This is a genomic window from Neobacillus sp. YX16, assembly GCF_030123505.1.
Lineage (GTDB): Bacteria > Bacillota > Bacilli > Bacillales > Cytobacillaceae > Neobacillus.
Window position 1 is genome coordinate 32,501 of the sequence record NZ_CP126115.1, and the last position, 22,910, is coordinate 55,410.

At 39.7% G+C, this 22,910-nt stretch carries 17 protein-coding genes and 2 rRNA genes (1 of these 19 cut by a window edge); 17 read left to right on the forward strand and 2 right to left on the reverse strand.

The window, feature by feature from the left end:
• The 5 genes from QNH48_RS00165 to tmk form a co-directional block, all read left to right on the forward strand.
• Nucleotides 1-2,787, forward strand: a 23S ribosomal RNA gene (locus tag QNH48_RS00165); it begins 150 nt to the left of the window's first position.
• Nucleotides 2,788-2,867: 80 nt separating this feature from the next.
• A 5S ribosomal RNA gene (rrf, locus tag QNH48_RS00170) occupies nt 2,868-2,983 on the forward strand.
• Between the two features lie 438 nt (nt 2,984-3,421).
• Nucleotides 3,422-3,637 carry a sigma factor G inhibitor Gin gene (locus QNH48_RS00175; protein ID WP_095250712.1) on the forward strand — a complete coding sequence of 72 codons (216 nt, stop codon included), beginning with the start codon at nt 3,422-3,424 and terminating at the stop codon, nt 3,635-3,637.
• Nucleotides 3,638-3,728: 91 nt separating this feature from the next.
• Entirely contained in the window at nt 3,729-5,171 is a 1,443-nt protein-coding gene (locus tag QNH48_RS00180) for an aminotransferase class I/II-fold pyridoxal phosphate-dependent enzyme (RefSeq protein ID WP_283953323.1), read from the forward strand.
• 27 nt (nt 5,172-5,198) lie between these two features.
• Nucleotides 5,199-5,822 carry a dTMP kinase gene (gene tmk / locus QNH48_RS00185; RefSeq protein ID WP_283953324.1) on the forward strand — a complete coding sequence of 208 codons (624 nt, stop codon included), beginning with the start codon at nt 5,199-5,201 and terminating at the stop codon, nt 5,820-5,822.
• Nucleotides 5,823-5,883: 61 nt separating this feature from the next.
• Here tmk and QNH48_RS00190 read toward each other — a convergent pair whose 3' ends face one another.
• Nucleotides 5,884-6,873 (reverse strand): glycoside hydrolase family 43 protein, encoded by a 990-nt coding sequence (locus tag QNH48_RS00190; RefSeq protein WP_283953325.1) that lies wholly within the window; start codon nt 6,871-6,873, stop codon nt 5,884-5,886.
• A 154-nt stretch (nt 6,874-7,027) separates the two neighbouring features.
• Nucleotides 7,028-8,179, reverse strand: a complete 1,152-nt coding sequence (locus QNH48_RS00195) for an ROK family transcriptional regulator (RefSeq protein WP_283953326.1) — start codon at nt 8,177-8,179, stop codon at nt 7,028-7,030.
• Nucleotides 8,180-8,555: 376 nt separating this feature from the next.
• Between QNH48_RS00195 and xylA the strand changes: the two genes are divergently transcribed.
• The 12 genes from xylA (at nt 8,556) to QNH48_RS00255 (ending at nt 22,900) form a co-directional block, all read left to right on the forward strand.
• The gene (gene xylA / locus QNH48_RS00200) at nt 8,556-9,887 is read left to right on the forward strand and encodes a xylose isomerase (protein ID WP_283953327.1); all 1,332 of its coding nucleotides are present in this window, start codon (nt 8,556-8,558) and stop codon (nt 9,885-9,887) included.
• 70 nt (nt 9,888-9,957) lie between these two features.
• Nucleotides 9,958-11,457: a xylulokinase gene (gene xylB / locus QNH48_RS00205; protein ID WP_283953328.1), complete on the forward strand. Its 1,500-nt coding sequence runs from the start codon at nt 9,958-9,960 to the stop codon at nt 11,455-11,457.
• A gap of 39 nt (nt 11,458-11,496) precedes the next feature.
• A complete protein-coding gene (locus QNH48_RS00210; RefSeq protein WP_283953329.1) occupies nt 11,497-13,002 on the forward strand; it encodes a GH39 family glycosyl hydrolase in 1,506 nt (501 codons plus the stop codon).
• A gap of 118 nt (nt 13,003-13,120) precedes the next feature.
• The gene (locus QNH48_RS00215; protein WP_283953330.1) at nt 13,121-14,131 is read left to right on the forward strand and encodes an endo-1,4-beta-xylanase; all 1,011 of its coding nucleotides are present in this window, start codon (nt 13,121-13,123) and stop codon (nt 14,129-14,131) included.
• Between the two features lie 83 nt (nt 14,132-14,214).
• On the forward strand, nt 14,215-15,060 hold the full coding sequence (locus QNH48_RS00220; protein WP_283953331.1) for an SDR family oxidoreductase: 846 nt from the start codon (nt 14,215-14,217) through the stop codon (nt 15,058-15,060).
• 33 nt (nt 15,061-15,093) lie between these two features.
• Entirely contained in the window at nt 15,094-16,245 is a 1,152-nt protein-coding gene (locus tag QNH48_RS00225) for a Gfo/Idh/MocA family protein (RefSeq protein WP_283953332.1), read from the forward strand.
• A gap of 15 nt (nt 16,246-16,260) precedes the next feature.
• Nucleotides 16,261-17,364, forward strand: a complete 1,104-nt coding sequence (locus QNH48_RS00230) for a Gfo/Idh/MocA family protein (RefSeq protein WP_283953333.1) — start codon at nt 16,261-16,263, stop codon at nt 17,362-17,364.
• A gap of 130 nt (nt 17,365-17,494) precedes the next feature.
• A complete protein-coding gene (locus tag QNH48_RS00235; protein WP_283955637.1) occupies nt 17,495-18,289 on the forward strand; it encodes a Nif3-like dinuclear metal center hexameric protein in 795 nt (264 codons plus the stop codon).
• A 223-nt stretch (nt 18,290-18,512) separates the two neighbouring features.
• On the forward strand, nt 18,513-19,487 hold the full coding sequence (locus tag QNH48_RS00240; RefSeq protein ID WP_283953334.1) for an ABC transporter permease: 975 nt from the start codon (nt 18,513-18,515) through the stop codon (nt 19,485-19,487).
• 14 nt (nt 19,488-19,501) lie between these two features.
• Nucleotides 19,502-20,374 (forward strand): carbohydrate ABC transporter permease, encoded by an 873-nt coding sequence (locus QNH48_RS00245; protein WP_283955638.1) that lies wholly within the window; start codon nt 19,502-19,504, stop codon nt 20,372-20,374.
• A gap of 68 nt (nt 20,375-20,442) precedes the next feature.
• Nucleotides 20,443-22,110, forward strand: a complete 1,668-nt coding sequence (locus QNH48_RS00250) for an ABC transporter substrate-binding protein (protein ID WP_283953335.1) — start codon at nt 20,443-20,445, stop codon at nt 22,108-22,110.
• 91 nt (nt 22,111-22,201) lie between these two features.
• A complete protein-coding gene (locus QNH48_RS00255) occupies nt 22,202-22,900 on the forward strand; it encodes a DUF624 domain-containing protein (RefSeq protein WP_283953336.1) in 699 nt (232 codons plus the stop codon).
• The last annotated feature ends 10 nt before the right edge of the window (nt 22,901-22,910 follow it).

A 22,910-nucleotide genomic window follows, 5' to 3' on the forward strand; every position in this document is an offset into this window, starting at 1 on the left:
TCTTTACCTGAATACATAGGGTATTGAAGGCAGACCCGGGGAACTGAAACATCTAAGTACCCGGAGGAAGAGAAAGCAAACGCGATTCCCTGAGTAGCGGCGAGCGAAACGGGACATAGCCCAAACCAAGAGGCTTGCCTCTTGGGGTTGTAGGACACTCAACATGGAGTTACAAAGGAACGGGGTAGATGAAGCGGTCTGGAAAGGCCCGTCATAGAAGGTAAAAACCCTGTAGTTGAAACTTCGTTCCCTCCTGAGTGGATCCTGAGTACGGCCGGACACGAGAAATCCGGTCGGAAGCTGGGAGGACCATCTCCCAAGGCTAAATACTCCCTAGTGACCGATAGTGAACCAGTACCGTGAGGGAAAGGTGAAAAGCACCCCGGAAGGGGAGTGAAATAGATCCTGAAACCGTGTGCCTACAAGTAGTTAGAGCCCGTTAATGGGTGATAGCGTGCCTTTTGTAGAATGAACCGGCGAGTTACGATTACATGCAAGGTTAAGTTGAAGAGACGGAGCCGCAGCGAAAGCGAGTCTGAATAGGGCGATTTTAGTATGTGGTCGTAGACCCGAAACCAGGTGATCTACCCATGTCCAGGGTGAAGTCCAGGTAACACTGGATGGAGGCCCGAACCCACGCACGTTGAAAAGTGCGGGGATGAGGTGTGGGTAGCGGAGAAATTCCAATCGAACTTGGAGATAGCTGGTTCTCTCCGAAATAGCTTTAGGGCTAGCCTCACGTTGTAAGAGTCTTGGAGGTAGAGCACTGTTTGGACTAGGGGCCCTCATCGGGTTACCGAATTCAGACAAACTCCGAATGCCAAAGACTTATCCGTGGGAGTCAGACTGCGAGTGATAAGATCCGTAGTCAAAAGGGAAACAGCCCAGACCACCAGCTAAGGTCCCAAAGTTTACGTTAAGTGGAAAAGGATGTGGAGTTGCTTAGACAACCAGGATGTTGGCTTAGAAGCAGCCACCATTTAAAGAGTGCGTAATAGCTCACTGGTCGAGTGACTCTGCGCCGAAAATGTACCGGGGCTAAACGTAACACCGAAGCTGTGGATTGACATCTACGATGTCAGTGGTAGGAGAGCGTTCTAAGGGCGTTGAAGCTAGACCGTAAGGACTGGTGGAGCGCTTAGAAGTGAGAATGCCGGTATGAGTAGCGAAAGACGGGTGAGAATCCCGTCCACCGTATGCCTAAGGTTTCCTGAGGAAGGCTCGTCCTCTCAGGGTTAGTCGGGACCTAAGCCGAGGCCGAAAGGCGTAGGCGATGGACAACAGGTTGATATTCCTGTACCACCTCTTTATCGTTTGAGTGATGGGGGGACGCAGGAGGATAGGGTAAGCGCGCTGTTGGATATGCGCGTCCAAGCAGTTAGGCTGGTAAGCAGGAAAATCCGCTTACCGTAAAGGCTGAGCTGTGATGGCGAGGGAAATATAGTACCGAAGTTCCTGATTCCACACTGCCAAGAAAAGCCTCTAGCGAGATAAAAGGTGCCCGTACCGCAAACCGACACAGGTAGGCGAGGAGAGAATCCTAAGGTGTGCGAGAGAACTCTCGTTAAGGAACTCGGCAAAATGACCCCGTAACTTCGGGAGAAGGGGTGCTTTTTGAGGTGAATAGCCTCGAAGAGCCGCAGTGAATAGGCCCAGGCGACTGTTTAGCAAAAACACAGGTCTCTGCGAAGCCGCAAGGCGAAGTATAGGGGCTGACGCCTGCCCGGTGCTGGAAGGTTAAGAGGAGGGGTTAGCGCAAGCGAAGCTCTGAATCGAAGCCCCAGTAAACGGCGGCCGTAACTATAACGGTCCTAAGGTAGCGAAATTCCTTGTCGGGTAAGTTCCGACCCGCACGAAAGGCGTAACGATCTGGGCACTGTCTCAACGAGAGACTCGGTGAAATTATAGTACCTGTGAAGATGCAGGTTACCCGCGACAGGACGGAAAGACCCCGTGGAGCTTTACTGTAGCCTGATATTGAATTTTGGTACAGCTTGTACAGGATAGGTAGGAGCCTGAGAAACCGGAGCGCTAGCTTCGGTGGAGGCGTCGGTGGGATACTACCCTGGCTGTATTGAAATTCTAACCCGCACCCCTTATCGGGGTGGGAGACAGTGTCAGGTGGGCAGTTTGACTGGGGCGGTCGCCTCCTAAAGAGTAACGGAGGCGCCCAAAGGTTCCCTCAGAATGGTTGGAAATCATTCGCAGAGTGTAAAGGCACAAGGGAGCTTGACTGCGAGACCTACAAGTCGAGCAGGGACGAAAGTCGGGCTTAGTGATCCGGTGGTTCCGCATGGAAGGGCCATCGCTCAACGGATAAAAGCTACCCCGGGGATAACAGGCTTATCTCCCCCAAGAGTCCACATCGACGGGGAGGTTTGGCACCTCGATGTCGGCTCATCGCATCCTGGGGCTGTAGTCGGTCCCAAGGGTTGGGCTGTTCGCCCATTAAAGCGGTACGCGAGCTGGGTTCAGAACGTCGTGAGACAGTTCGGTCCCTATCCGTCGTGGGCGCAGGAAATTTGAGAGGAGCTGTCCTTAGTACGAGAGGACCGGGATGGACGCACCGCTGGTGTACCAGTTGTCTTGCCAAAGGCATCGCTGGGTAGCTATGTGCGGACGGGATAAGTGCTGAAAGCATCTAAGCATGAAGCCCCCCTCAAGATGAGATTTCCCATAGCGTCAAGCTAGTAAGAACCCTGAAAGATGATCAGGTTGATAGGTCAGAGGTGGAAGCGTGGTAACATGTGGAGCTGACTGATACTAATCGTTCGAGGACTTAACCAATTTTTAAAGGCGAACTCGTTTTACAAACTTCTTCTGAAATTATCTAGTTTTGAGGGAATGAAACCTCAACTCTTTTTGAGTCTGGTAATAATGGCGAGAAGGTCACACCCGTTCCCATACCGAACACGGAAGTTAAGCTTCTCAGCTCCGATGGTAGTTGGGACTTTGTCCCTGTGAGAGTAGGACGTTGCCAGGCAAACGAAGCACAACCTGATTAGGGTTGTGCTTTTTTGTGCTATCCGAAAGGACAAAAGGTCGTAAATAAAATGATGGATCAAGATTCGTGCCCTCACTGCGGTACATCTAAAGAAAACGGTAACGAATAGGAGTTATTCGTGCCCGCGCGGCGACACTTTTCGAGAAAACGGTAACGAATAGGAGTTATTCATGCCCGTACGGCGGCATTTATAGAGAAAACAGTAACGAATAGAAGCTACAGCCCCAATCATCCCCCAACCCTAAATGCCAAGCATCCTAATCAACAACTATAAAAAAGTACGAAGTGTTTTACAAGAAATCGTTACTAGACATACACCCAAATGAAATTACCAACATAAGATATACCGAGGGATGCCCTGCTAAGGATAATTCTAAATTTTGTATACAATTCCGAAATATCGGGAAGAATAGGTGTATGGAGGTGGTGTGGTTGAGTTCATTAGCGCATAATCATTACCAGGAAACATGCGTAATTTGCGAAAATCAAAAACAAAAAGGGATACATCTATATACTTCATTTATATGTACAGACTGCGAAGAAGACTTGATTCAAACAGAAACACATGATCCAAAATATAAATACTATCTAAAACAACTAAAAAAAATAACAACACCTGAAATTTTTTCATAAAAAGTCCATCTGGGCTTTATTTTTTTGCCTAAAATGAGGTAGGTAATGTCGTTTTTTGTTAAAATGAATGAGACTTATAAGGAGTATGACGATGAATAAACAAAATCGAATTCCATTATACGAAGCACTACATACACACAAAAATAATAATCCAATTTCATTTCATGTTCCTGGACATAAGTCGGGAGCTATTCTTCACCAGCAATCATATAATTTATTTCAAGAAGTATTAAAAATTGATGCCACAGAATTATCTGGTCTAGATGATTTGCACTCCCCTGAAGGTGCAATAAAGGAGGCACAAGACCTCTTAGCAGCACTTTATCAGGCCAAGGAAAGCTTTTTCTTAGTCAATGGATCTACCGTTGGAAATCTAGCCATGGTCTTGTCAGTTTGTAAAAAAGATGACGTTATCCTGGTACAAAGAAATTGTCATAAGTCAGTCCTAAATGCCCTAAAACTAGCAAAGGCACGCCCGGTATTTTTAGAGCCAGAATATAATCAGGATTGGAAGACGGCAACAGGTGTCTCCAAAGAAATAGTTGAAAGAGCTATTTCCCTCTATTCAGAAGCAAAAGCGATTGTCCTGACCTACCCGAACTACTATGGAATGGTGTATGATTTAAAAAGTGTTATAGAGCTTTCACATCTTCATAACATTCCTGTATTAGTAGATGAGGCACATGGGCCTCATTTTATTATTGGAGACCCATTCCCGGCTTCCGCCATTCAATTAGGAGCTGATATGGTCGTCCAATCAGCACATAAAACCCTTCCTGCCATGACAATGGGATCCTATTTACATATAAACAGCCATCGGGTTAACAGTGACGTAGTCAAAGAGTACCTGCAAATGTTACAGTCAAGCAGTCCGTCATACGTTATCATGGCTTCACTTGACCTAGCGAGAAGTTATTTAGCAGCCTACCAACAAAGCGATATAGAATATTTACAAAAAGAAATAGCAGGTTTTAAAAAAGAGCTGTCTACGATTCAAAGCATTAAGGTATTGGATTATCCTGACTCACAAGGGGACACATTAAAGGTAACTATACAGTCAAGATCAAAGTTAAGCGGATTTGAACTCCAAAAAAAATTAGAAGAGATAGCTATATATACAGAAATGGCAGATCCCTATAATGTGCTATTAGTTCTTCCTTTATTGAAGGAAAATCAAGACTATCCACTAGTAGAAGTGAGCAGGAGAATGAAAAACTTATTGGCGAAGTTACCACATCATCCAGTAGAAGAGGACTTTCTAATTAGCTCTGGCAAGATATCTGAGCTGGCGATTCCTTATGAGAAGTTATCAAATGTTCAGATGGAAGCAATATCTATTACAGAAGCTGCAGGGCATGTATGTGCCGAGACAATTACACCATATCCGCCTGGTATTCCCTTATTATTAATGGGGGAGTTAATTCTAGAGGAAAGGGTCAATCAGCTAATCCAACTAATAGATATGGGAGCGAGATTTCAAGGAGGATCCTTGATAGATAAAAAGTTAATTAACGTAGTTAAAACATGCAGTTAAAATGAAAAAATGATTGGAGCAATTTATATGAGTTACTTCATTACCCTCGAAGGAGTCGAAGGATCTGGCAAATCAACCTTAATAAATTTCATTCGAGATTCTATTGAAAGCAATGGAAAAAAGGTAGTTGTCACAAGAGAGCCTGGAGGAATTGATATAGCTGAACAAATTCGTTCAGTTATTTTAGATAAAAAAAATATTAAAATGGATGGTAGAACAGAAGCCCTGCTTTACGCTGCTGCAAGAAGACAACATTTAGTAGAAAAGGTAATACCATCTCTTAATGAAGGCAATATTGTATTATGTGATCGATTTATCGATAGCAGCCTAGCCTATCAGGGATATGCAAGAGGGTTAGGTATCAATGAGGTCTATTCGGTAAATAAATTTGCAATTGAAGGATTAATGCCTGATTTAACTTTGTACTTAGATTTGGATCCTCAAATAGGCTTAAATCGAATTGCAAAAAATAAAGGGAGAGAAATAAACAGATTAGATTTAGAGGAAATAAACTTCCATGTTAAAGTCCGGGAAGGGTATGAAGAAGTATTGAAGATGTTCCCAGAAAGAATGGTTAGAATAGATGCAAATCAAGACATTGGTAAAGTTATGACTGATATCAATGAAGTATTAATAAGTAGGCTGAAATAACAAGGTTCTTAGTATACATGAAAAAGGCTGGCTTCAATAATGAAACCAGCCTTTAATCTGCTTATTTATCTCCGTAAGGGTCAATCGTTTGAATCGTTCCATCTTCGTTATAATTAAGTTCAGTGTATTTGACAGAGCGCTTATGGTTTACTCCATCTGATAACGAGCAATCGTGATAGAACAGGTACCACTTATCGTTAAACTCTACAATTGAATGATGTGTGGTCCAGCCAATAACAGGGGTAAGAATGGTTCCTTTGAACACAAATGGACCCTGTGGGTTTTCACTTACCGCATAAACAATTTTATGGGTTGTACCCGTAGAATAAGACAAATAGTAAAGGCCTTTGAATTTATGAACCCATGGTCCTTCAAAATATCTTCTATCTTCGTCACTTACAAGAATCGGATTGCCATCTTCATCAATAATGGAGATTTCCTTCGGTTCACTTTTAAATGTCAGCATATCTTCACTTAATTCAGCTACTCTCGGACCTATTGCAGGTTCTGTCGGAGCTGGGCCCTCAGCATCTGAAATAAATGCTCCAGTCTGCCATTTTTCTAACTGTCCTCCCCAAAGACCGCCAAAATAAATATAGGCTTTTGAATCTTCATCCACTAATACAGCTGGGTCGATGCTGAAGCTGCCAGGTATGTAATTTTCTTCTGGTATAAAAGGGCCTGCAGGATTAGAGCTTGTTGCGACACCAATTCTAAATATGCCATCTTTATCTCTTGCTGGGAAGAATAAATAATACGTGTTGTTTTTGTAAGCTGCATCAGGTGCCCACATTTGTTTAGATGCCCATGGAACATTTTTTACGTGAAGCGCTTCCCCGTGGTCAACAACAGGAGAGTTAACATTATCCATGGATAGGACATGGTAATCTTCCATCTTATATTGGTCACCATTATCATTAGAAGGTTCATCATGATCAAGGTCATGTGAAGGATAGATATAAAGCTTTCCTTCAAAGACATGTGCGGAAGGATCTGCAGTATAAATGTGCGTAACTAAAGGTTCATTAGGTTTTGAGTTTTTCATTATCATATCTCTCCAATAGCTAGTTTAGATACTTTCAATTTCATTATAACTGAAGTTGGTTACTTTGTATATCCAAACAACTAACCTATTTTAATGACACTAATAATGGAAAATAAACACCCCTGCTTCCTTTAATAAGAGCAGGGGTGTATTACATTTATTAAGATTTTACTTCTTCTTTGATAAATTTCTCCACAACGAAAGCAGATACACCTAATGATGTTGAATATTTTCCTAGTTTTGGGAAATTTAAGTGCATTTCTTTTTGGTGGTGCGTGAGTGTATGGTTTTCAATCGTTGTTCGAATGGGCTGCTCAATCCATTGTCTTGCTAATGCTAATCGGTTACCCAGGATTACCTGGTCAGGGTTAAAGGTATTAATAATGTTATTTATTCCATACCCTAAGTAAGTTCCAATTTCTCCGAAAAGCCTCTGAGCGGTTTCATCACCGTTTTCCGCTAATTCTATTAATGACTCAAGCGAATCACTGTTAGCCAACTCCAACAGTGCGTTTTCAGAAGCATATGCTTCCCAACATCCTCTGCTCCCACAGCTACAGGGCTTTCCATTGAGATCGATAATCATATGTCCCATTTCACCAGAAAATCCATTTTTGCCTTGATACAATTCTTTGTTTAAAATAATCCCGACACCGATACCAATTCCAGCACTGATATAAACGATGTTTTGGAAGTCTTGACCTGCACCGAATTGTTGTTCACCAAAAGCCCCAGCATTTGCTTCGTTTTCAATGATGATAGGTACATGGAATAATTCCTCAAGGTCCTTTTTTAACTGAATATTGGTCCATCCTAAGTTTGGCGCAAGAAGGATAGAGCCCTGTTTGTTAACAATTCCTGGTACACCTACTCCTATACCGATTATTCCATACCTGCTAGCGGGCATTTCATCGATAATCGACTGAATCATACTCTGAATGATGGCCATGATTGAAGGATAAGGGGTTCGTTTTACAGATTGATTTTTTTCAATTAGAATATTGCCATTTAAATCTGTCAAAACACATAAAACATAGTTTACCCCGATATCAATGCCAACTGCATATCCTGCAACTTTATTGAAATGAAGGATTACAGGGCGTCGGCCGCCGCTTGATTCTCCTGGCCCAGATTCAAAAATAAGTGCTTCTTCTAATAATTCATTTACTAAAGAAGAAACAGTTGCTTTGTGTAGACCAGATACTTGAGCGATGTCTGCCCTTGAGATTGGTTCTTTTTCCATAATTAATTGTAATACGAGTGCTTTATTATTTTTTTTTACAATTTGTTGGTTCCATGACATGGTTTCCATTAATAAGGCTCCTTATTTTTGACAGTAGTATTATTTTACCACAATCTTTGTTCATTGAATATACAAACATGAAACTGAGTGTTTAATAAACTAAGGATACCCTTCTAAATGAGTTATTAATAAATTCATCAAGGAAGGAACAATTTAAATGGCAAAAGTCCATTGGGTAGTTATGATTACTGTGGAATTGGCCAAATAAAGGTGATTCGATACAAATAAAAAATTTTTAAAATATCTTAGTTTATTGAATAGACAAACAAAGTTTACGGTGCTATAATCTAATCAAGCAAATGTTTTAGTTTAAGAGATTAATAATCTTTTGTAAGCATTTACATTATTAAACTGAAACCATTAATCTACTAGGAGGAATAACCACATGGCTTATTTCGAAAACGTAAATAAAATTCAATTTGAGGGTGCTTCATCAAAAAACCCATTTTCATTTAAGTATTATAATCCCGAGGAAAAAATTAATGGAAAAACAATGGAAGAAATCCTTCGTTTCTCCGTCGCTTACTGGCACACATTTAATGCTGACGGTACAGATCCGTTTGGTGTAGGTACAGCTATCCGTCCGTGGAATGCCTATCAAGGTTTAGATCTAGCAAAAGCACGTGTGGAAGCAGCATTTGAACTTTTTGAAAAATTAAATGTTCCTTTCTTCGCATTCCATGACGTTGACATTGCTCCTGAAGGAAGGACATTAAAAGAAACTAACGAAAACCAAGATGTTATCATTGGTATGATCAAAGAATACATGAAAACGAGCAAGACTAAGTTGCTTTGGAATACAGCGAATATGTTCTCTAACCCACGCTATGTTCACGGTGCTGCAACTTCTCCAAATGCAGATGTGTTTGCTTACTCTGCAGCGAAAGTGAAAAAAGCTTTAGAAGTGGCGAAAGAGCTTGGCGCAGAAAACTATGTATTCTGGGGCGGTCGTGAAGGTTACGAGACACTTCTGAATACCGATATGAAGCTTGAACAAGATAACTTAGCACGCTTCTTCCATATGGCAGTAGATTATGCGAAGGAAATCGGCTTGAATGTTCCATTCCTAATCGAGCCAAAACCAAAAGAGCCAACAAAGCACCAATATGATTTCGATGTGGCTACTGGTCTGGCATTCTTACAAAAATATGATCTAACAGATTACTTCAAGTTCAATATTGAAGCAAACCATGCTACTTTAGCCGGCCACACATTCGAACATGAGTTAAGAACAGCTCGCATTAACGGTATGCTTGGTTCAGTTGATGCTAACCAAGGTGACACATTACTCGGCTGGGATACAGATGAGTTCCCAACTGACCTTTACACGAACACATTAGCTATGTATGAAATTCTGAAAAATGGCGGTTTAGGAAAAGGCGGCTTGAACTTCGATGCAAAAGTAAGAAGAGGTTCATTCGAAGCAGAAGATCTATTCCATGCACACATTGCTGGTATGGATGCATTTGCAATCGGCTTAAAAGTCGCTAATAAACTAATCGAAGATAAAGTGCTTGATAGCTTCATCGAAGAGCGCTACAGCAGCTATACAAAAGGTATTGGCTTAGACATCATAGAAGGAAAAACTAACTTCCGTGAGCTTGAAACATATGCCCTTGGATTAACAGAAATCAAAAATACATCAGGCAGAACAGAGCGCCTAAAAGCGTTAATCAACCAATATCTACTAGAAACACTTTCAAGTGTAACAGTTTAATCTATTAATCAAGAAAAAAGTGCTGGCAGCATATTACTCCAGCACTTTTTTTAGAAAAGGATGATAAAGAATGAAATACGTAATTGGTGTTGACCTCGGAACGAGCGCTGTAAAGATCTTACTCGTTAATCAGAATGGTGAAGTTTGCCAGGAAGTATCCAAAGCATATCCTCTTATTATTGAAAAATCAGGTTACAGTGAGCAAAATCCAGAAGAATGGGTGGAAAAAACAACAGCAGGTTTAGCTGAACTTATCCAGCAGTTTAATGGAGACGTAAACGATATCGAGGGCATCAGCTTCTCCGGACAAATGCACGGCCTAGTTTTACTAGATGAAAACAAAGAAGTATTAAGAAATGCAATTTTGTGGAATGACACAAGAACGACAAAGCAATGTCAGGAAATCTACGAGGTTGTCGGCAAAGAGCGTTTATTAGCTGTAACAAAAAACCCAGCATTAGAAGGCTTTACTCTGCCAAAAATTCTTTGGGTGAAAGAAAACGAACCTTCGACTTTTGAACGTGCCAGCGTGTTTGTGCTTCCGAAAGACTATCTTCGTTATCACCTTACAGGAAATATCCACATGGAGTACTCGGATGCCGCGGGAACGTTATTGTTAAACGTTGCAGAACGTGAATGGAGCAGCGAAGTGTTAGAGGCATTCGGTCTTTCAGCTGATTTCTGTCCACCATTAGTAGAATCTCATGCGTTTGTTGGGACGGTTACGGCTGAGTTTGCCCAAGCAACGGGATTATCAGAAGCTACTAAGGTATTCGCGGGCGGTGCGGACAATGCGTGCGGAGCGATTGGTTCCGGTATTTTAGCAGATGGAAAAACGCTAGCTAGTATCGGTACTTCTGGTGTCGTCCTTTCTTATGAAGGAAGAAATGATCTTGATTTTGAAGGAAAGGTACACTACTTTAACCATAGTGAGGAAAATACTTACTATACAATGGGTGTGACCCTTGCAGCTGGCTATAGCTTAAGCTGGTTTAAAGATACATTTGCCAAAGGAGAAGCATTTGATCAATTTTTAGCAGGGGTAGAAGAAGTACCTGCAGGCAGCAACGGCTTATTATTTACGCCATATATTGTTGGCGAAAGAACACCGTACGCAGATTCCAATATCCGCGGCAGCTTTATTGGTGTTGATGCTTCTCATGAGCGGAAGCACTTTGCCCGTGCGGTTCTTGAAGGGATTACGTTCTCTTTAAACGAATCAATTGATATTTTTAGAAGCAGCGGTAAGAAGATTGATTCGATTATCTCAATTGGTGGCGGAGCGAAAAACGACACATGGCTGCAGATGCAAGCGGATATTTTTAATGCGAAAATTGAAAAGCTTACAAGTGAGCAAGGTCCAGGAATGGGTGCGGCTATGTTAGCGGCATATGGTTGCGGTTGGTTTTCTTCCTTAAAGGAATGTGCTGAGCACTTTATTCAGACTGCCAAAATCTTTTATCCAAATAAAGAAAATGTCGAAACGTATACAAAGCTTTTTAATGTATATCAACAAGTATACACACAAACAAAGGTGCTGAATGACCAATTAAAGGAATATAGAAAGTAATTAGTGGGGTTATCTTTCTATATGAATCGGGAGGAACGCATGATTAAAATAGTTGTAAACGAAAATTCACCTGTCCATTTCAAAAAGAACTGGAAGTTTTGTGTTGGGACAGGCAGGCTTGGACTAGCGCTACAAAAGGAATACTTGGAGCATCTAAAAATAGCAAAAGAGGCGATTGGATTCGATTACATCCGAGGACATGGTTTGCTGCATGATGATGTCGCCATTTACCGTGAAATAGAAGTTGACGGAGAAATCCGCCCTTTCTACAACTTTACTTATATCAATCGAATTTTTGATTCGTATTTGGAATTAGGCATTCGTCCATTTGTAGAAATAGGCTTCATGCCAAACCTCTTAGCTTCGGGAGAGCAGACCATTTTTGATTGGAAAGGAAATGTTACCCCTCCTAAGGATTATGAAAAATGGTCAGACTTAATCAAGGCGGTTGTTTCTCATTTTGTGGAACGTTACGGGATTGAGGAAGTATTAAAATGGCCATTTGAGATATGGAATGAACCGAATCTAGTAAACTTTTGGAAAGATGCCGATAAACAGGAGTATTTTAAATTATATAAAGTAAGTGCAAATGCCGTAAAGGCAGTTCATCCTGACCTTCAGGTCGGTGGTCCAGCAATTTGCGGTGGTGCTGACGAATGGATTGTCGATTTCTTAAATTTTTGTGAGAAGGAAAAGGTACCTGTGGACTTTGTCTCGAGGCACGCCTATACCTCTCAGCAGCCTAACAAAGTAACCTTTGATTATTATTATCAAGAATTAGTGGAAAACACAAAAATGCTAGAGGAATTCAAGTCGGTACGAGGCTTAATCAATGAATCTGCATTTCCGCATCTTCCATTTCATATAACGGAGTATAACACATCCTACAGCCCAATTAATCCTGTTCATGACACGGTGTTAAACGCAGCCTACTTAGCTCGAATTCTTAGTGAGGGCGGAGACTATGTTGATTCTTTTTCCTATTGGACATTTAGTGATGTGTTTGAAGAGGCAGGTGTGCCAAAGGCGCAGTTCCACGGCGGTTTTGGAATGATAGCGTTAAATGGCATAGCTAAACCGACTTTCCATCTGTTTTCTTTCTTTAATTCGATGGGGAAAGAGCAGCTTTATCGCGACGATAGCACATTAATTACAAGGAGACCGGATGGTACCATTGCACTTCTTGCTTGGAATTTAGTCATGGACAAAGGAGAAGGGTATGAAAAGGAAGTAGAATTTGAATTACCAGTAACCCATGCTGATATTTTTGTTAAACGCCAAACGGTTGATGAAAACAACGCTAACCCGTGGAAAGTATGGAAGCAAATGGGGCGTCCGAGATTTCCTGATAAAGCTAGTGTGAAAACACTACAACAAGCAGCAATACCGCTTATTCGAACATCAAAACTTAAGACTGAAAATGGAAAAATTACTTTCCAAGCTACCTTAAAGAAAAATGAGGTCACACTGATTGAATTTATTCCTGTTAAGGATGAAACGGATACATATATTGGGTTGGACGATAGCTTAATAACTTCTTATTAAATAATAGACTTAATAAGAAAAGTAGTTGATAAAAAGCACCCCCTTAGGTCATATACTCCTTGGGGGTATTGTGTATCGTGTATCAGAACATCCAAAATGTTAATGAGGAGATGTATAAATGACGACGAAAACAAGAGTTGAGATCCCTTCACTACAGAAGGTTTATGAAAAATATTTTAACATTGGTGCAGCCGTTAATCCTCGAACAATTGAGTCACAACAGGACTTATTAGCTACACATTTTAATAGTATTACAGCCGAGAATGATATGAAATTTGAACGTTTACAGCCGGAAGAGGGTCATTTTACTTTTGGAAAGGCCGATACATTAGCAGCGTTTGCAAGAGAAAATCGAATGAAGATGCGCGGGCACACACTGGTTTGGCACAATCAAACTCCTGCTTGGGTTTTTCAGGATTCAAATGGGGAAATGGTTACAAGGGATCAATTGTTACACCGTAGGAAGGAGCATATTACAACCGTAGTGCAACGATACAAAGGCCAAATCTACTGCTGGGATGTAGTTAATGAAGCCATTAAAGACGAAGGCCCCGAGTTATTTAGGGAGACAAAATGGTTAGAAATCATCGGTGAGGATTATATCGAAAAGGCATTTGAATTTGCCCATGCGGCTGACCCGGATGCTCTATTTTTTTACAATGATTATAATGAGTCCGACCCACAGAAGCGTGAAAAAATCTATAAGCTTGTCAAATCATTAGTTGATAAGGATGTTCCAATTCACGGTGTGGGGCTCCAAGCTCATTGGAATTTAGTAAATCCAAGTCTAAAGGATATTCGTACAGCAATTGAACGTTATGCATCTCTTGGTCTTAAGCTACATCTTACAGAGTTGGATGTATCCGTTTTCAATTTTGGAGATAAGCGGGCTGACCTTATGGAGCCAACTCCTGAAATGTTAGAATTGCAGGCCGAAAGATATCATCAAGTATTTCATTTGCTTAGAGAATATCAAGACTCTATCACTTCTGTAACATTTTGGGGCGCTGCTGATGATTATTCTTGGTTAAGTAATTTTCCTGTTAAAGGAAGAAAAAATTGGCCGTTTCTTTTTGACGAAAATCATCAACCTAAAGACTCCTTCTGGAAGGTTGTCCAATTTTTATAACAGAAGATTAATTGAGAAGAGATAACAGGGTTATGCCAGTTTTGCTGATTATCAATTAAGACAATGAGAAGGGAGATAACTGAATGTTACCATTAAATCAAAATTTAAAGGGAAAAGTGGCCGTTGTTACAGGCGGCGGTGGAGTTTTATGCGGCTGTATGGCCAGAGAATTGGGAAGACAGGGTATGAAAGTGGCTATTTTAAATCGTACCTATGAGAAGGCTGTAAAGGTTGTAGGTGAAATCAAGGCAGCAGGCGGAGAGGCACTCGCAATTGAATGTGATGTATTAAGTGTTGAAAGTGTGAAACGAGCGGAGGAAATAGTCTCTGCTGAGTATGGCAGCTGTGATGTATTAATCAATGGCGCCGGTGGCAATCATCCTAATGGAATCACAACAAAAGAAGTCTTTGAAAAAAATGATCTTATCCGTGATGAGTTAACAACCTTTTTTGATATGACGCCTGAGGGATTTGGATTTGTCTTCAATTTAAATTTTATTGGAACACTTATTCCTACACAAATATTTGCAAAAAACATGATTGATAACCAAGGGACCATAATTAATATCTCATCCATGAGTGCCCCAAGTCCGATGACAAAGGTGCCGGCTTATAGTGCGGCGAAATCAGCGATTGAGAATTTTACAAAATGGCTATCGGTTCATTTTGCCGAAGCTGGACTACGGATAAATGCAATTGCACCTGGTTTCTTTTTAACAGAACAAAACCGGGCGCTTTTGACGAACCCAGATGGAACAAATACAGAAAGAACTAACAAAATTCTAGCAGGTACTCCAATGAGAAGATTAGGAAAACCAGAAGATTTACTAGGTACCTTATTATGGCTTGTTGACAAAGAAGCCAGCGGATTTGTCACTGGAATAAGTGTCCCAGTGGATGGCGGGTTTATGGCTTATTCAGGAGTATAAAAGCATTATAAATCGTTAAAAGGTGGGACGAGAATGATCAATGTTGCGATAATTGGTGTAGGAGCGATTGCAACTGCACATATAAAAGCCTATGAGCAATTTCATGATAGATGTAAGATTGTCGCTATCTGCGACATTTATCCGGAAAAAGCTGAAAAAATGGCAGCTAATTTTAACCTCGATGTTGAAGTTTACAGCGATTATAGAGAGATGTTAAAGATTTCCGACATCCAGTTAGTGTCAGTTTGTACTCCTCCTTATACTCATGCAGAACTAGCGATTGCTTGTCTTCATGCAGGGAAACATGTTGTTGTAGAAAAACCAATGGCTTCTTCTTTAGAAGAATGTGATGCTATGAATCTAGCACAAAAAAGCAGTGGGAAGATTTTATCAATTATTTCTCAGAACCGCTTTACCAATCCAATGATGAAGCTAAAGGCTGTCCTTGATACAAAACTTATGGGACCGATTGTTCATACACAGGTAGATTCGTTCTGGTGGAGAGGACATTGTTATTACGATTTATGGTGGCGTGGAACATGGGAAAAAGAAGGGGGCGGATGTACTTTAAATCATGCTGTGCATCATATTGATATTTTCCACTGGATGAATGGAATGCCAGCTGAAGTAACTGCCGTCGCAACAAATACCTCCCATGATAATGCTGAGGTTGAGGACTTATCCATAGCCATTTGCCGTTATCCAAATGGAAGTTTAGCGCAAATAACAAGCTCTGTTGTCCACCATGGTGAAGAACAGCAATTGATTTTCCAAGGGAAAAATGCCCGTGTGTCTGTACCATGGAAAGTGAAAGCATCCAAATCCCAACCGAATGGTTTTCCTGTAAAGGATGAGGAGCTAGAGTCCAAGCTGAATGAAGCTTATGAACAAGTAAAAAATCTCGAGTTTGAGGGTCATGCAGCACAAGTTGAGGATGTATTATCCGCAATTGAAGGGAAAAGGAAAGTTCTTGTTGATGGCATTGAAGGAAGAAAAACCGTGGAATTAATAACAGCTATCTATCAATCTGCTAGTCTAGGACAAAATGTAAAGCTGCCGCTAAATGAAAACAGCCCTTTTTACACTAGAGAGGGTGTCTTAAATAATGCTGTTCATTTTTATGTAAAACAGAAGCATGTGGAGAACTTTACAGAAAATCCGATCACACTCGGCGGAAATTATTAAGAGGGGGCACAAAATATGGACAGAACTGATGGAATGAATTATGCACCCAAAGGATTGGTGAAAACTGTAGTTGTTGAACCAGGAGTATTTAAATTTGCGGCAATTGGTCTTGACCATGGTCATATATACGGGATGTGTAATGGCTTAATAGAAGCAGGCGGTCAATTAGTTGCGGTTTATGATCCAGATCCAAAAAAAGTGGAAGGATTTAAAAAAAGATATCCTGAAGTTGAGGTTGCCTTTTCTGAAGAAGAAATTCTAACCAATCCGGAAATTAAGCTTGTTGCCAGTGCAAATATTCCATGTGACCGCGGACCATTGGGTCTTCGCGTACTCGATCATGGAAAACATTATTTTACTGATAAGCCTGCGTTTACGACAATGGATCAGGTGAAAAGGGCGAGACAAAAGGTAGCTGAGACCGGTTTAAGATGGGGAATTTATTACGGTGAACGTTTGCACTCCGAAAGCTCCATTTTTGCTGGTCAATTGATCGAGGAGGGAGCGATTGGCAGAGTCATTCAAGTCATTGGTACTGGCCCGCATCGTGCCAACCCTAAGAGCAGGCCGGATTGGTTTTTTGATCCCGAATATTATGGTGGAATTCTTTGCGATATTGGAAGTCATCAAATTGAACAGTTTTTACACTTTGCCGGTGCCAAGGATGCAAAGGTGCTGCATAGTAAGATAGGAAATTATCATTTCAAACAATATCCAAAGTTCCAGGACTTTGGGGATGCGACACTGGTCGCTGATAATGGTGCAACCTTCTACTTTCGTGTCGATTGGTTTACACCAGATGGTCTTGGGACATGGGGAGATGGACGTGTCACCATCTTAGGAACGGATGGCTATATTGAAGTTCGGAAGTATATTGATATTGCCAGGGATTCTCGTGGTGATCAATTATATTTGGTCAATCATCAAGGAGAAAAACATTATCAATTATCTGGAAAAGTCGGCTGTCCATTCTTTGGTGAATTTATCCTTGACTGCTTGAATGGGACTGAAAATGCGATGACACAAGAGCATACCTTTAGAGCTGCGGAATTATGTATTGAAGCACAGGAAAAAGCAATCTGGGTTGAAACAGCTGAGCACTCCTCTCCTTCTGTTTAATGAGCTAATCGTTAATCAACTTTTTTTAGATAGAAGAGTAACTTAATTTTATAGTTAAAGTTACTCTTTTAAGGAAAATACAGCTTAAATATATTTTTAATCTTTTCCTTTGAAAGGAATGAAAAAAGAAATGACGGTAACTGTTAAAAATGTAATTGATCTATTAATGGAACCAGTCGAGAGGCTTCAAAACACGGTGGACACCCTAAAGTGGGGGAATCCAGATATGGAAGTCAAAGGTATTGTCACTGCTTTTATGCCAACATATCAAGTGATACAGCAGGCAATAGCCATGGGGGCAAATCTGCTCATCACCCATGAAGGTTTATTTTATAGCCACCATGATAATACAGATGCGATAGAAAATGACTTGGTCTATCAAGAAAAGCGCAGACTTATCGAAGAGTCTGGAATTGCCATTTTTCGACTTCATGATTATATACATCGATATCGGCCTGACGGCATAACAGCAGGATTAATTCAAGCTTTGGAATGGCAGTCCTATGTAGAAAAACATCAGACGGCTGCATCTGTTCTTTCTCTCCCATCAATGTCCGTAAGGGAAATTGCTGAATACATTAAAAGGAGGCTGGACATTAGCTTTGTTAGAGTTGTAGGAAATGTATCTTTACGATGCACGCGAATCGGGTTGTTAGCAGGATATAGAGGCGGAGGTAATTTGTCCATTCCGCTATTTGAAAAGGAAAAACTTGATTTAATAATTTATGGTGAAGGACCAGAATGGGAAACGCCAGAGTATGTTCGAGATGCTATACACCAAGGAAAGCAAAAGGCTTTAATTGTCCTGGGGCATTCTGAAAGTGAAGAATCTGGAATGAAGAATTTAGCTGATTGGCTGAAATCAACATTACCTTATCTTCCAGTTTTTTATATTCCGGAAAAACCATTATTTCAAGTAATTTAACTGTATTACAAGTAGTCATTATTTCCTAATTTTTTAACTTATTAGAAAAATAAAATATTTTAGTTGAAACCGTTTGCACTACAGTGTTAAGATAAACCTACATAGTTTATTGAATGAACAAACAATGTATTTACGAATTAAAAACATTTCAAAAATAGGTTATTTAAGGAATTCCGTTTCGTTGCCATAAAGAAATAAAAAAACAAATAAGGAGGCGAACCAAATGAAACCACTTGTCGAGGTTTCGACCCACCCCCCGCAAGAGATTGGTGTTACGAAGGTGAAAAGAAGTCAGTGGAGTCTAATACTAAAATCGGTTAGAAAAGATTGGCAATTATACTCTTTCCTTCTTTTACCAATTATTTATCTGGTTATTTTCAAATACATTCCGATGATAGGTAATATTATTGCCTTTAGAAGATTCATGCCCGGGGGAAGTATTTTTGGTGAAGAATGGGTTGGTCTTCATTACTTTAAAATGTTTGTACAAGATGCAACGTTCTGGCATGTATTTAATAATACCCTTATGTTGAGCAGCTTGACATTACTTTTTGTTTTCCCAGCTCCGATTATTATCGCTTTATTATTGAATGAAATAAGATCTACTAAATTTAAGAAGTTTGTTCAAACTACATCTTATTTGCCGCACTTCCTATCAATGGTTATTATAAGCGGAATGATTTTACAATTATCAGCTTCAAACGGTGCGATCAATGCGTTAATTCAATTCTTTGGTGGGGAACAGATTCTTTTTATGCAAGACCCAAAATGGTTTCGACCAATTTATATCGCATCAGAGGTTTGGCAAACGATGGGGTGGGGAGCCATTCTATATTTAGCTGCTCTAACTAATATAGATGAATCATTATACGAGGCTGCCAAGATGGATGGGGCCAACAGATGGAAACAAACCATTCATATTACTATACCGGGAATTCTTCCAACTATAATCGTATTGCTTATCCTGAATATTGGAAACTTGTTGGCAGTTGGATTTGAAAAGATCTTACTAATTTATAACCCATTAAACTATGAAACTTCGGATGTTATTTCTACTTATCTTTTCCGGGTAGGTTTACAATCCAGCAATTTCAGTTATGCTACCGCAATTGGTTTATTTGAAGCAATAATTGGATTGGTTTTAGTCTATTCTGCCAATTATTTTTCAAAGAAATTCACTGATAATGGATTGTGGTAAGGGAGGATTGGATGATGAAAGAGTCCGTACAGTACAAAGTATTTAGAGTAATTAATGTCATTATATTATTGCTTGTGGTTTATATAACATTATTTCCCTTTTTGAATGTTGTTGCCCAGTCATTCAGCGGTCAGGCAGAAATTAACGCAGGAAAGGTAAACTTGATACCAAAGGGTTTTAACGTCGAAACCTATAAGACGATTCTGCACGACACGACCTTTTGGACAAGTTATAAAAATACAATTATTTACACAGTTGTTGGAACAGTGATCTCCATGGTAATGACAACCATGTTTGCCTATGTATTATCGAAAAAGCGGCTGATGGGTCGTAAGTTCTTTACATCCTTTGCCGTGTTCACGATGTTTTTCCATGGAGGATTGATTCCGAACTATATCCTTATTAAACAACTTGGATGGACAAATTCAATTTGGGCAATCGTAATCCCTGGTGCCATCAGTATTTTTAATATGTTGATCATGAAATCATTTTTCGAGGGAATGCCTGAGGAACTTGAAGAAGCAGCATCGATTGACGGATCCTCTACGTATGGAACATTTTTAAAAATCATCTTACCGTTATCAAAACCGATTTTGGCTACAATGTTCTTGTTCTATGCGGTAGGAAGCTGGAATTCCTGGTTCGGAGCATTCCTATATTTAGATAAGTCTGAGATGTATCCGGTTACCCTTTACTTGAGAAATCTTTTGGCAGGAGCAACAACAGGTCAATCGGCTGGTGCTACTTCTGCGGATGATTTAACTCAAATTGCTGCCAATATCAAGGCAGTAACGATGGTCTTAACGGTCTTGCCGATATTATGTGTTTATCCATTTGTTCAGAAATACTTTGTTTCCGGTATCATGCTTGGATCGGTAAAACAATAATTTGGATGCAACTTATAAAAATAAGTTCATTATAAAACTTCTAAAATGAAAAACGGGGGAAAATTGCAATGGCAAAGGTTTTAAAGAAGTTAGTATTTTTAGTTGCGATTGTTACTGCTATCGGTAGTTTATTGGGTGCCTGCAGCAGTAAAGAAAGCAGCACAAGTTCAAAGGACTCTTCTTCTTCTAAGGTAGAGGGCGTAGCCATGAAAGATTATGAAGTGGGAAAAACATTTAAAGCAAAAGAACCAGTTACATTTTCAACGATGTATCAAGATGCTGCATGGTATGCACATAAAGAGGATTGGCTACTATGGAGTGAAATCACGAAGAGAACCAATGTTAGCTTTGAAAAAACAATTGTTCCAATGAGTGATTACAACCAAAAAAGAAGCTTATTGATTAGTTCTGGGGATGCCCCGTTAATCATCCCTAAAACGTATCCGGGTCAAGAAACTCCATTTGTTGCTTCTGGTGCAATATTACCAATTAGTGATTATGTAGAACATATGCCTAACTTTTTAGATAAGGTAGAAAAATGGGACCTACAAGCTGAAATCGATAATTTAAGACAAGCTGATGGAAAATATTATCTACTTCCTGGTTTACATGAAGAAGTTTGGCCAGATTACACTTTAGCTGTTAGAACAGATATTTTCGAAAAGAATAATATTGCGATTCCTAAAACGTGGGACGAATTCGAAACTGCATTAAAGAAATTAAAGGAAATTTATCCTGATGTTACTCCATTCTCTGATCGCTGGAGCACAACAGGAAACGGTGGAGCGTTAGGTGCATTATTGAACTACGCAGCTGCATCTTTCGGAACTGTTGGTGGATTTGGTACACAAAACTATATTACATTTGACCAAGATAAGGAAAAGTTTGTTTATGCAGGTGCAACAAAAGAATACAAAGAGATGCTTACCTACTTCAATGAATTGATTGAAAAAGGTTTGATGGACAAAGAAAGCTTATCACAAACAGATGAAACAGCCAAACAAAAGTTCGTATCTGGTAAATCATTTGTTATTAGTACAAACTCTCAAGAACTTGTAGTTATGCGCGATACAATGAATAAAGAACTTGGGGAAGGGAACTTCTCTATTGCAAAAATTCCTGTACCTGGTGGACCAGAAGGTCAAGTTATGGCTGGTTCAAGATTGGAAAACGGTATTATGATCAATGCGAAAGCAAAGGATGATCCGAATTTTATTGCTTTACTTCAATTTGTTGACTGGTTATGGTATAGCGATGAAGGACAAGAACTAGCTAAATGGGGCGTTGAAGGAACAACCTATACGAAGGAAAATGGTAAACGCGTCCTTACTTCAGATATTAACTTCCTAGGTTTAAATCCGGCTGGAAAGAAAGATTTACGTGTGGACTTTGGAATGGGAACTGGTACATTTGCTTATGGCGGAACAACTGACTTACTTCAATCCACAATGAGCGAAGAAGAAGTTAAATTCCAGGATGAAATGCACGCAACCAAGAAAGCAGCACCAGTAAATCCTCCTTATCCAATGGAAGCATTGGATCAGGAACAAGCAACACTTCTTGCTACTCCATTAATGGATACGGTAAGACAAAATACTGCTGAGTTCATTTTAGGCTCACGTCCATTATCTGAATGGGATGCTTATGTTTCTGAATTAAATGCTAAGGGTATGGATAAATATTTAGACTTAGTTAACAAAGCTTATAAAGATTATCAAAAGACAATGAAGAAATAGAACGGAATTTAAGTGAAACTGCCTGCAATGATTGATCAATAACGGTTGCAGGCAGTTTTAATATCAACTAAATGATTAAAGGAAGAGTGTTATGAATCAAAAAAATGCATTTGGAGAAGGGATCTTATTCGGTGTAACAAATCATATCTATGCCCTTTTTATGACCAATATTTATTTTATGCTAAGTAATATCATTTGTTTATTTTTTTTCATGACATTAGAACCTGCTTTTTCAAATATCACGATTTACTTTCTGGCACTTATACCGACAGGACCTACGATTTCAGCACTATTCTACTCAATTGGAAAATTGATTCGTGAAAAAGAACTTTCTCCATTAAATGACTTTTTTCACGGATATAAAATAAATTTTAAAGACACTATGAAATTTTGGCTGCCTTTGCTTGTAGTCTTGTATATTTTAATCGTTGACTTACACTATTTTAATTCAAATCTCTCAACAATTAACAATGTATTATCGGTAGTTTTTTTAATTGGGATTATTTTGATTATGATTATATCAATAAACGCATTTTTGATTAGTGCAGGCTATAAATTTCGACTAAAGGATATTTGGAAATTGTCCGTTTATTATAGTTTCATGAAGGTGAAAATTACCTTTGGAAATATTAGTATTGTTATTATTACTTTGTTTCTACTGTTAATAACATCTAATTTTTTAATCTTATTTATTGCTAGTCTCATTTGCTATGCATTTATGCTAAATAGCAAAGGATTACTTGAAGATATTCAGTTGAGATTTTGTGATTCACAAAAAAGTCCGAGTTAACCCCATGCGG

Coding starts and splice junctions, on each gene's coding strand:
- QNH48_RS00175 (WP_095250712.1), top strand. CDS start 3,422: ATGGAGGTGGTGTGGTTGAGTTCATTAGCGCATAATCATTACCAGGAA.
- QNH48_RS00180 (WP_283953323.1), top strand. CDS start 3,729: ATGAATAAACAAAATCGAATTCCATTATACGAAGCACTACATACACAC.
- tmk (WP_283953324.1), top strand. CDS start 5,199: ATGAGTTACTTCATTACCCTCGAAGGAGTCGAAGGATCTGGCAAATCA.
- QNH48_RS00190 (WP_283953325.1), bottom strand. CDS start 6,873: ATGATAATGAAAAACTCAAAACCTAATGAACCTTTAGTTACGCACATT.
- QNH48_RS00195 (WP_283953326.1), bottom strand. CDS start 8,179: ATGGAAACCATGTCATGGAACCAACAAATTGTAAAAAAAAATAATAAA.
- xylA (WP_283953327.1), top strand. CDS start 8,556: ATGGCTTATTTCGAAAACGTAAATAAAATTCAATTTGAGGGTGCTTCA.
- xylB (WP_283953328.1), top strand. CDS start 9,958: ATGAAATACGTAATTGGTGTTGACCTCGGAACGAGCGCTGTAAAGATC.
- QNH48_RS00210 (WP_283953329.1), top strand. CDS start 11,497: ATGATTAAAATAGTTGTAAACGAAAATTCACCTGTCCATTTCAAAAAG.
- QNH48_RS00215 (WP_283953330.1), top strand. CDS start 13,121: ATGACGACGAAAACAAGAGTTGAGATCCCTTCACTACAGAAGGTTTAT.
- QNH48_RS00220 (WP_283953331.1), top strand. CDS start 14,215: ATGTTACCATTAAATCAAAATTTAAAGGGAAAAGTGGCCGTTGTTACA.
- QNH48_RS00225 (WP_283953332.1), top strand. CDS start 15,094: ATGATCAATGTTGCGATAATTGGTGTAGGAGCGATTGCAACTGCACAT.
- QNH48_RS00230 (WP_283953333.1), top strand. CDS start 16,261: ATGGACAGAACTGATGGAATGAATTATGCACCCAAAGGATTGGTGAAA.
- QNH48_RS00235 (WP_283955637.1), top strand. CDS start 17,495: ATGACGGTAACTGTTAAAAATGTAATTGATCTATTAATGGAACCAGTC.
- QNH48_RS00240 (WP_283953334.1), top strand. CDS start 18,513: ATGAAACCACTTGTCGAGGTTTCGACCCACCCCCCGCAAGAGATTGGT.
- QNH48_RS00245 (WP_283955638.1), top strand. CDS start 19,502: ATGAAAGAGTCCGTACAGTACAAAGTATTTAGAGTAATTAATGTCATT.
- QNH48_RS00250 (WP_283953335.1), top strand. CDS start 20,443: ATGGCAAAGGTTTTAAAGAAGTTAGTATTTTTAGTTGCGATTGTTACT.
- QNH48_RS00255 (WP_283953336.1), top strand. CDS start 22,202: ATGAATCAAAAAAATGCATTTGGAGAAGGGATCTTATTCGGTGTAACA.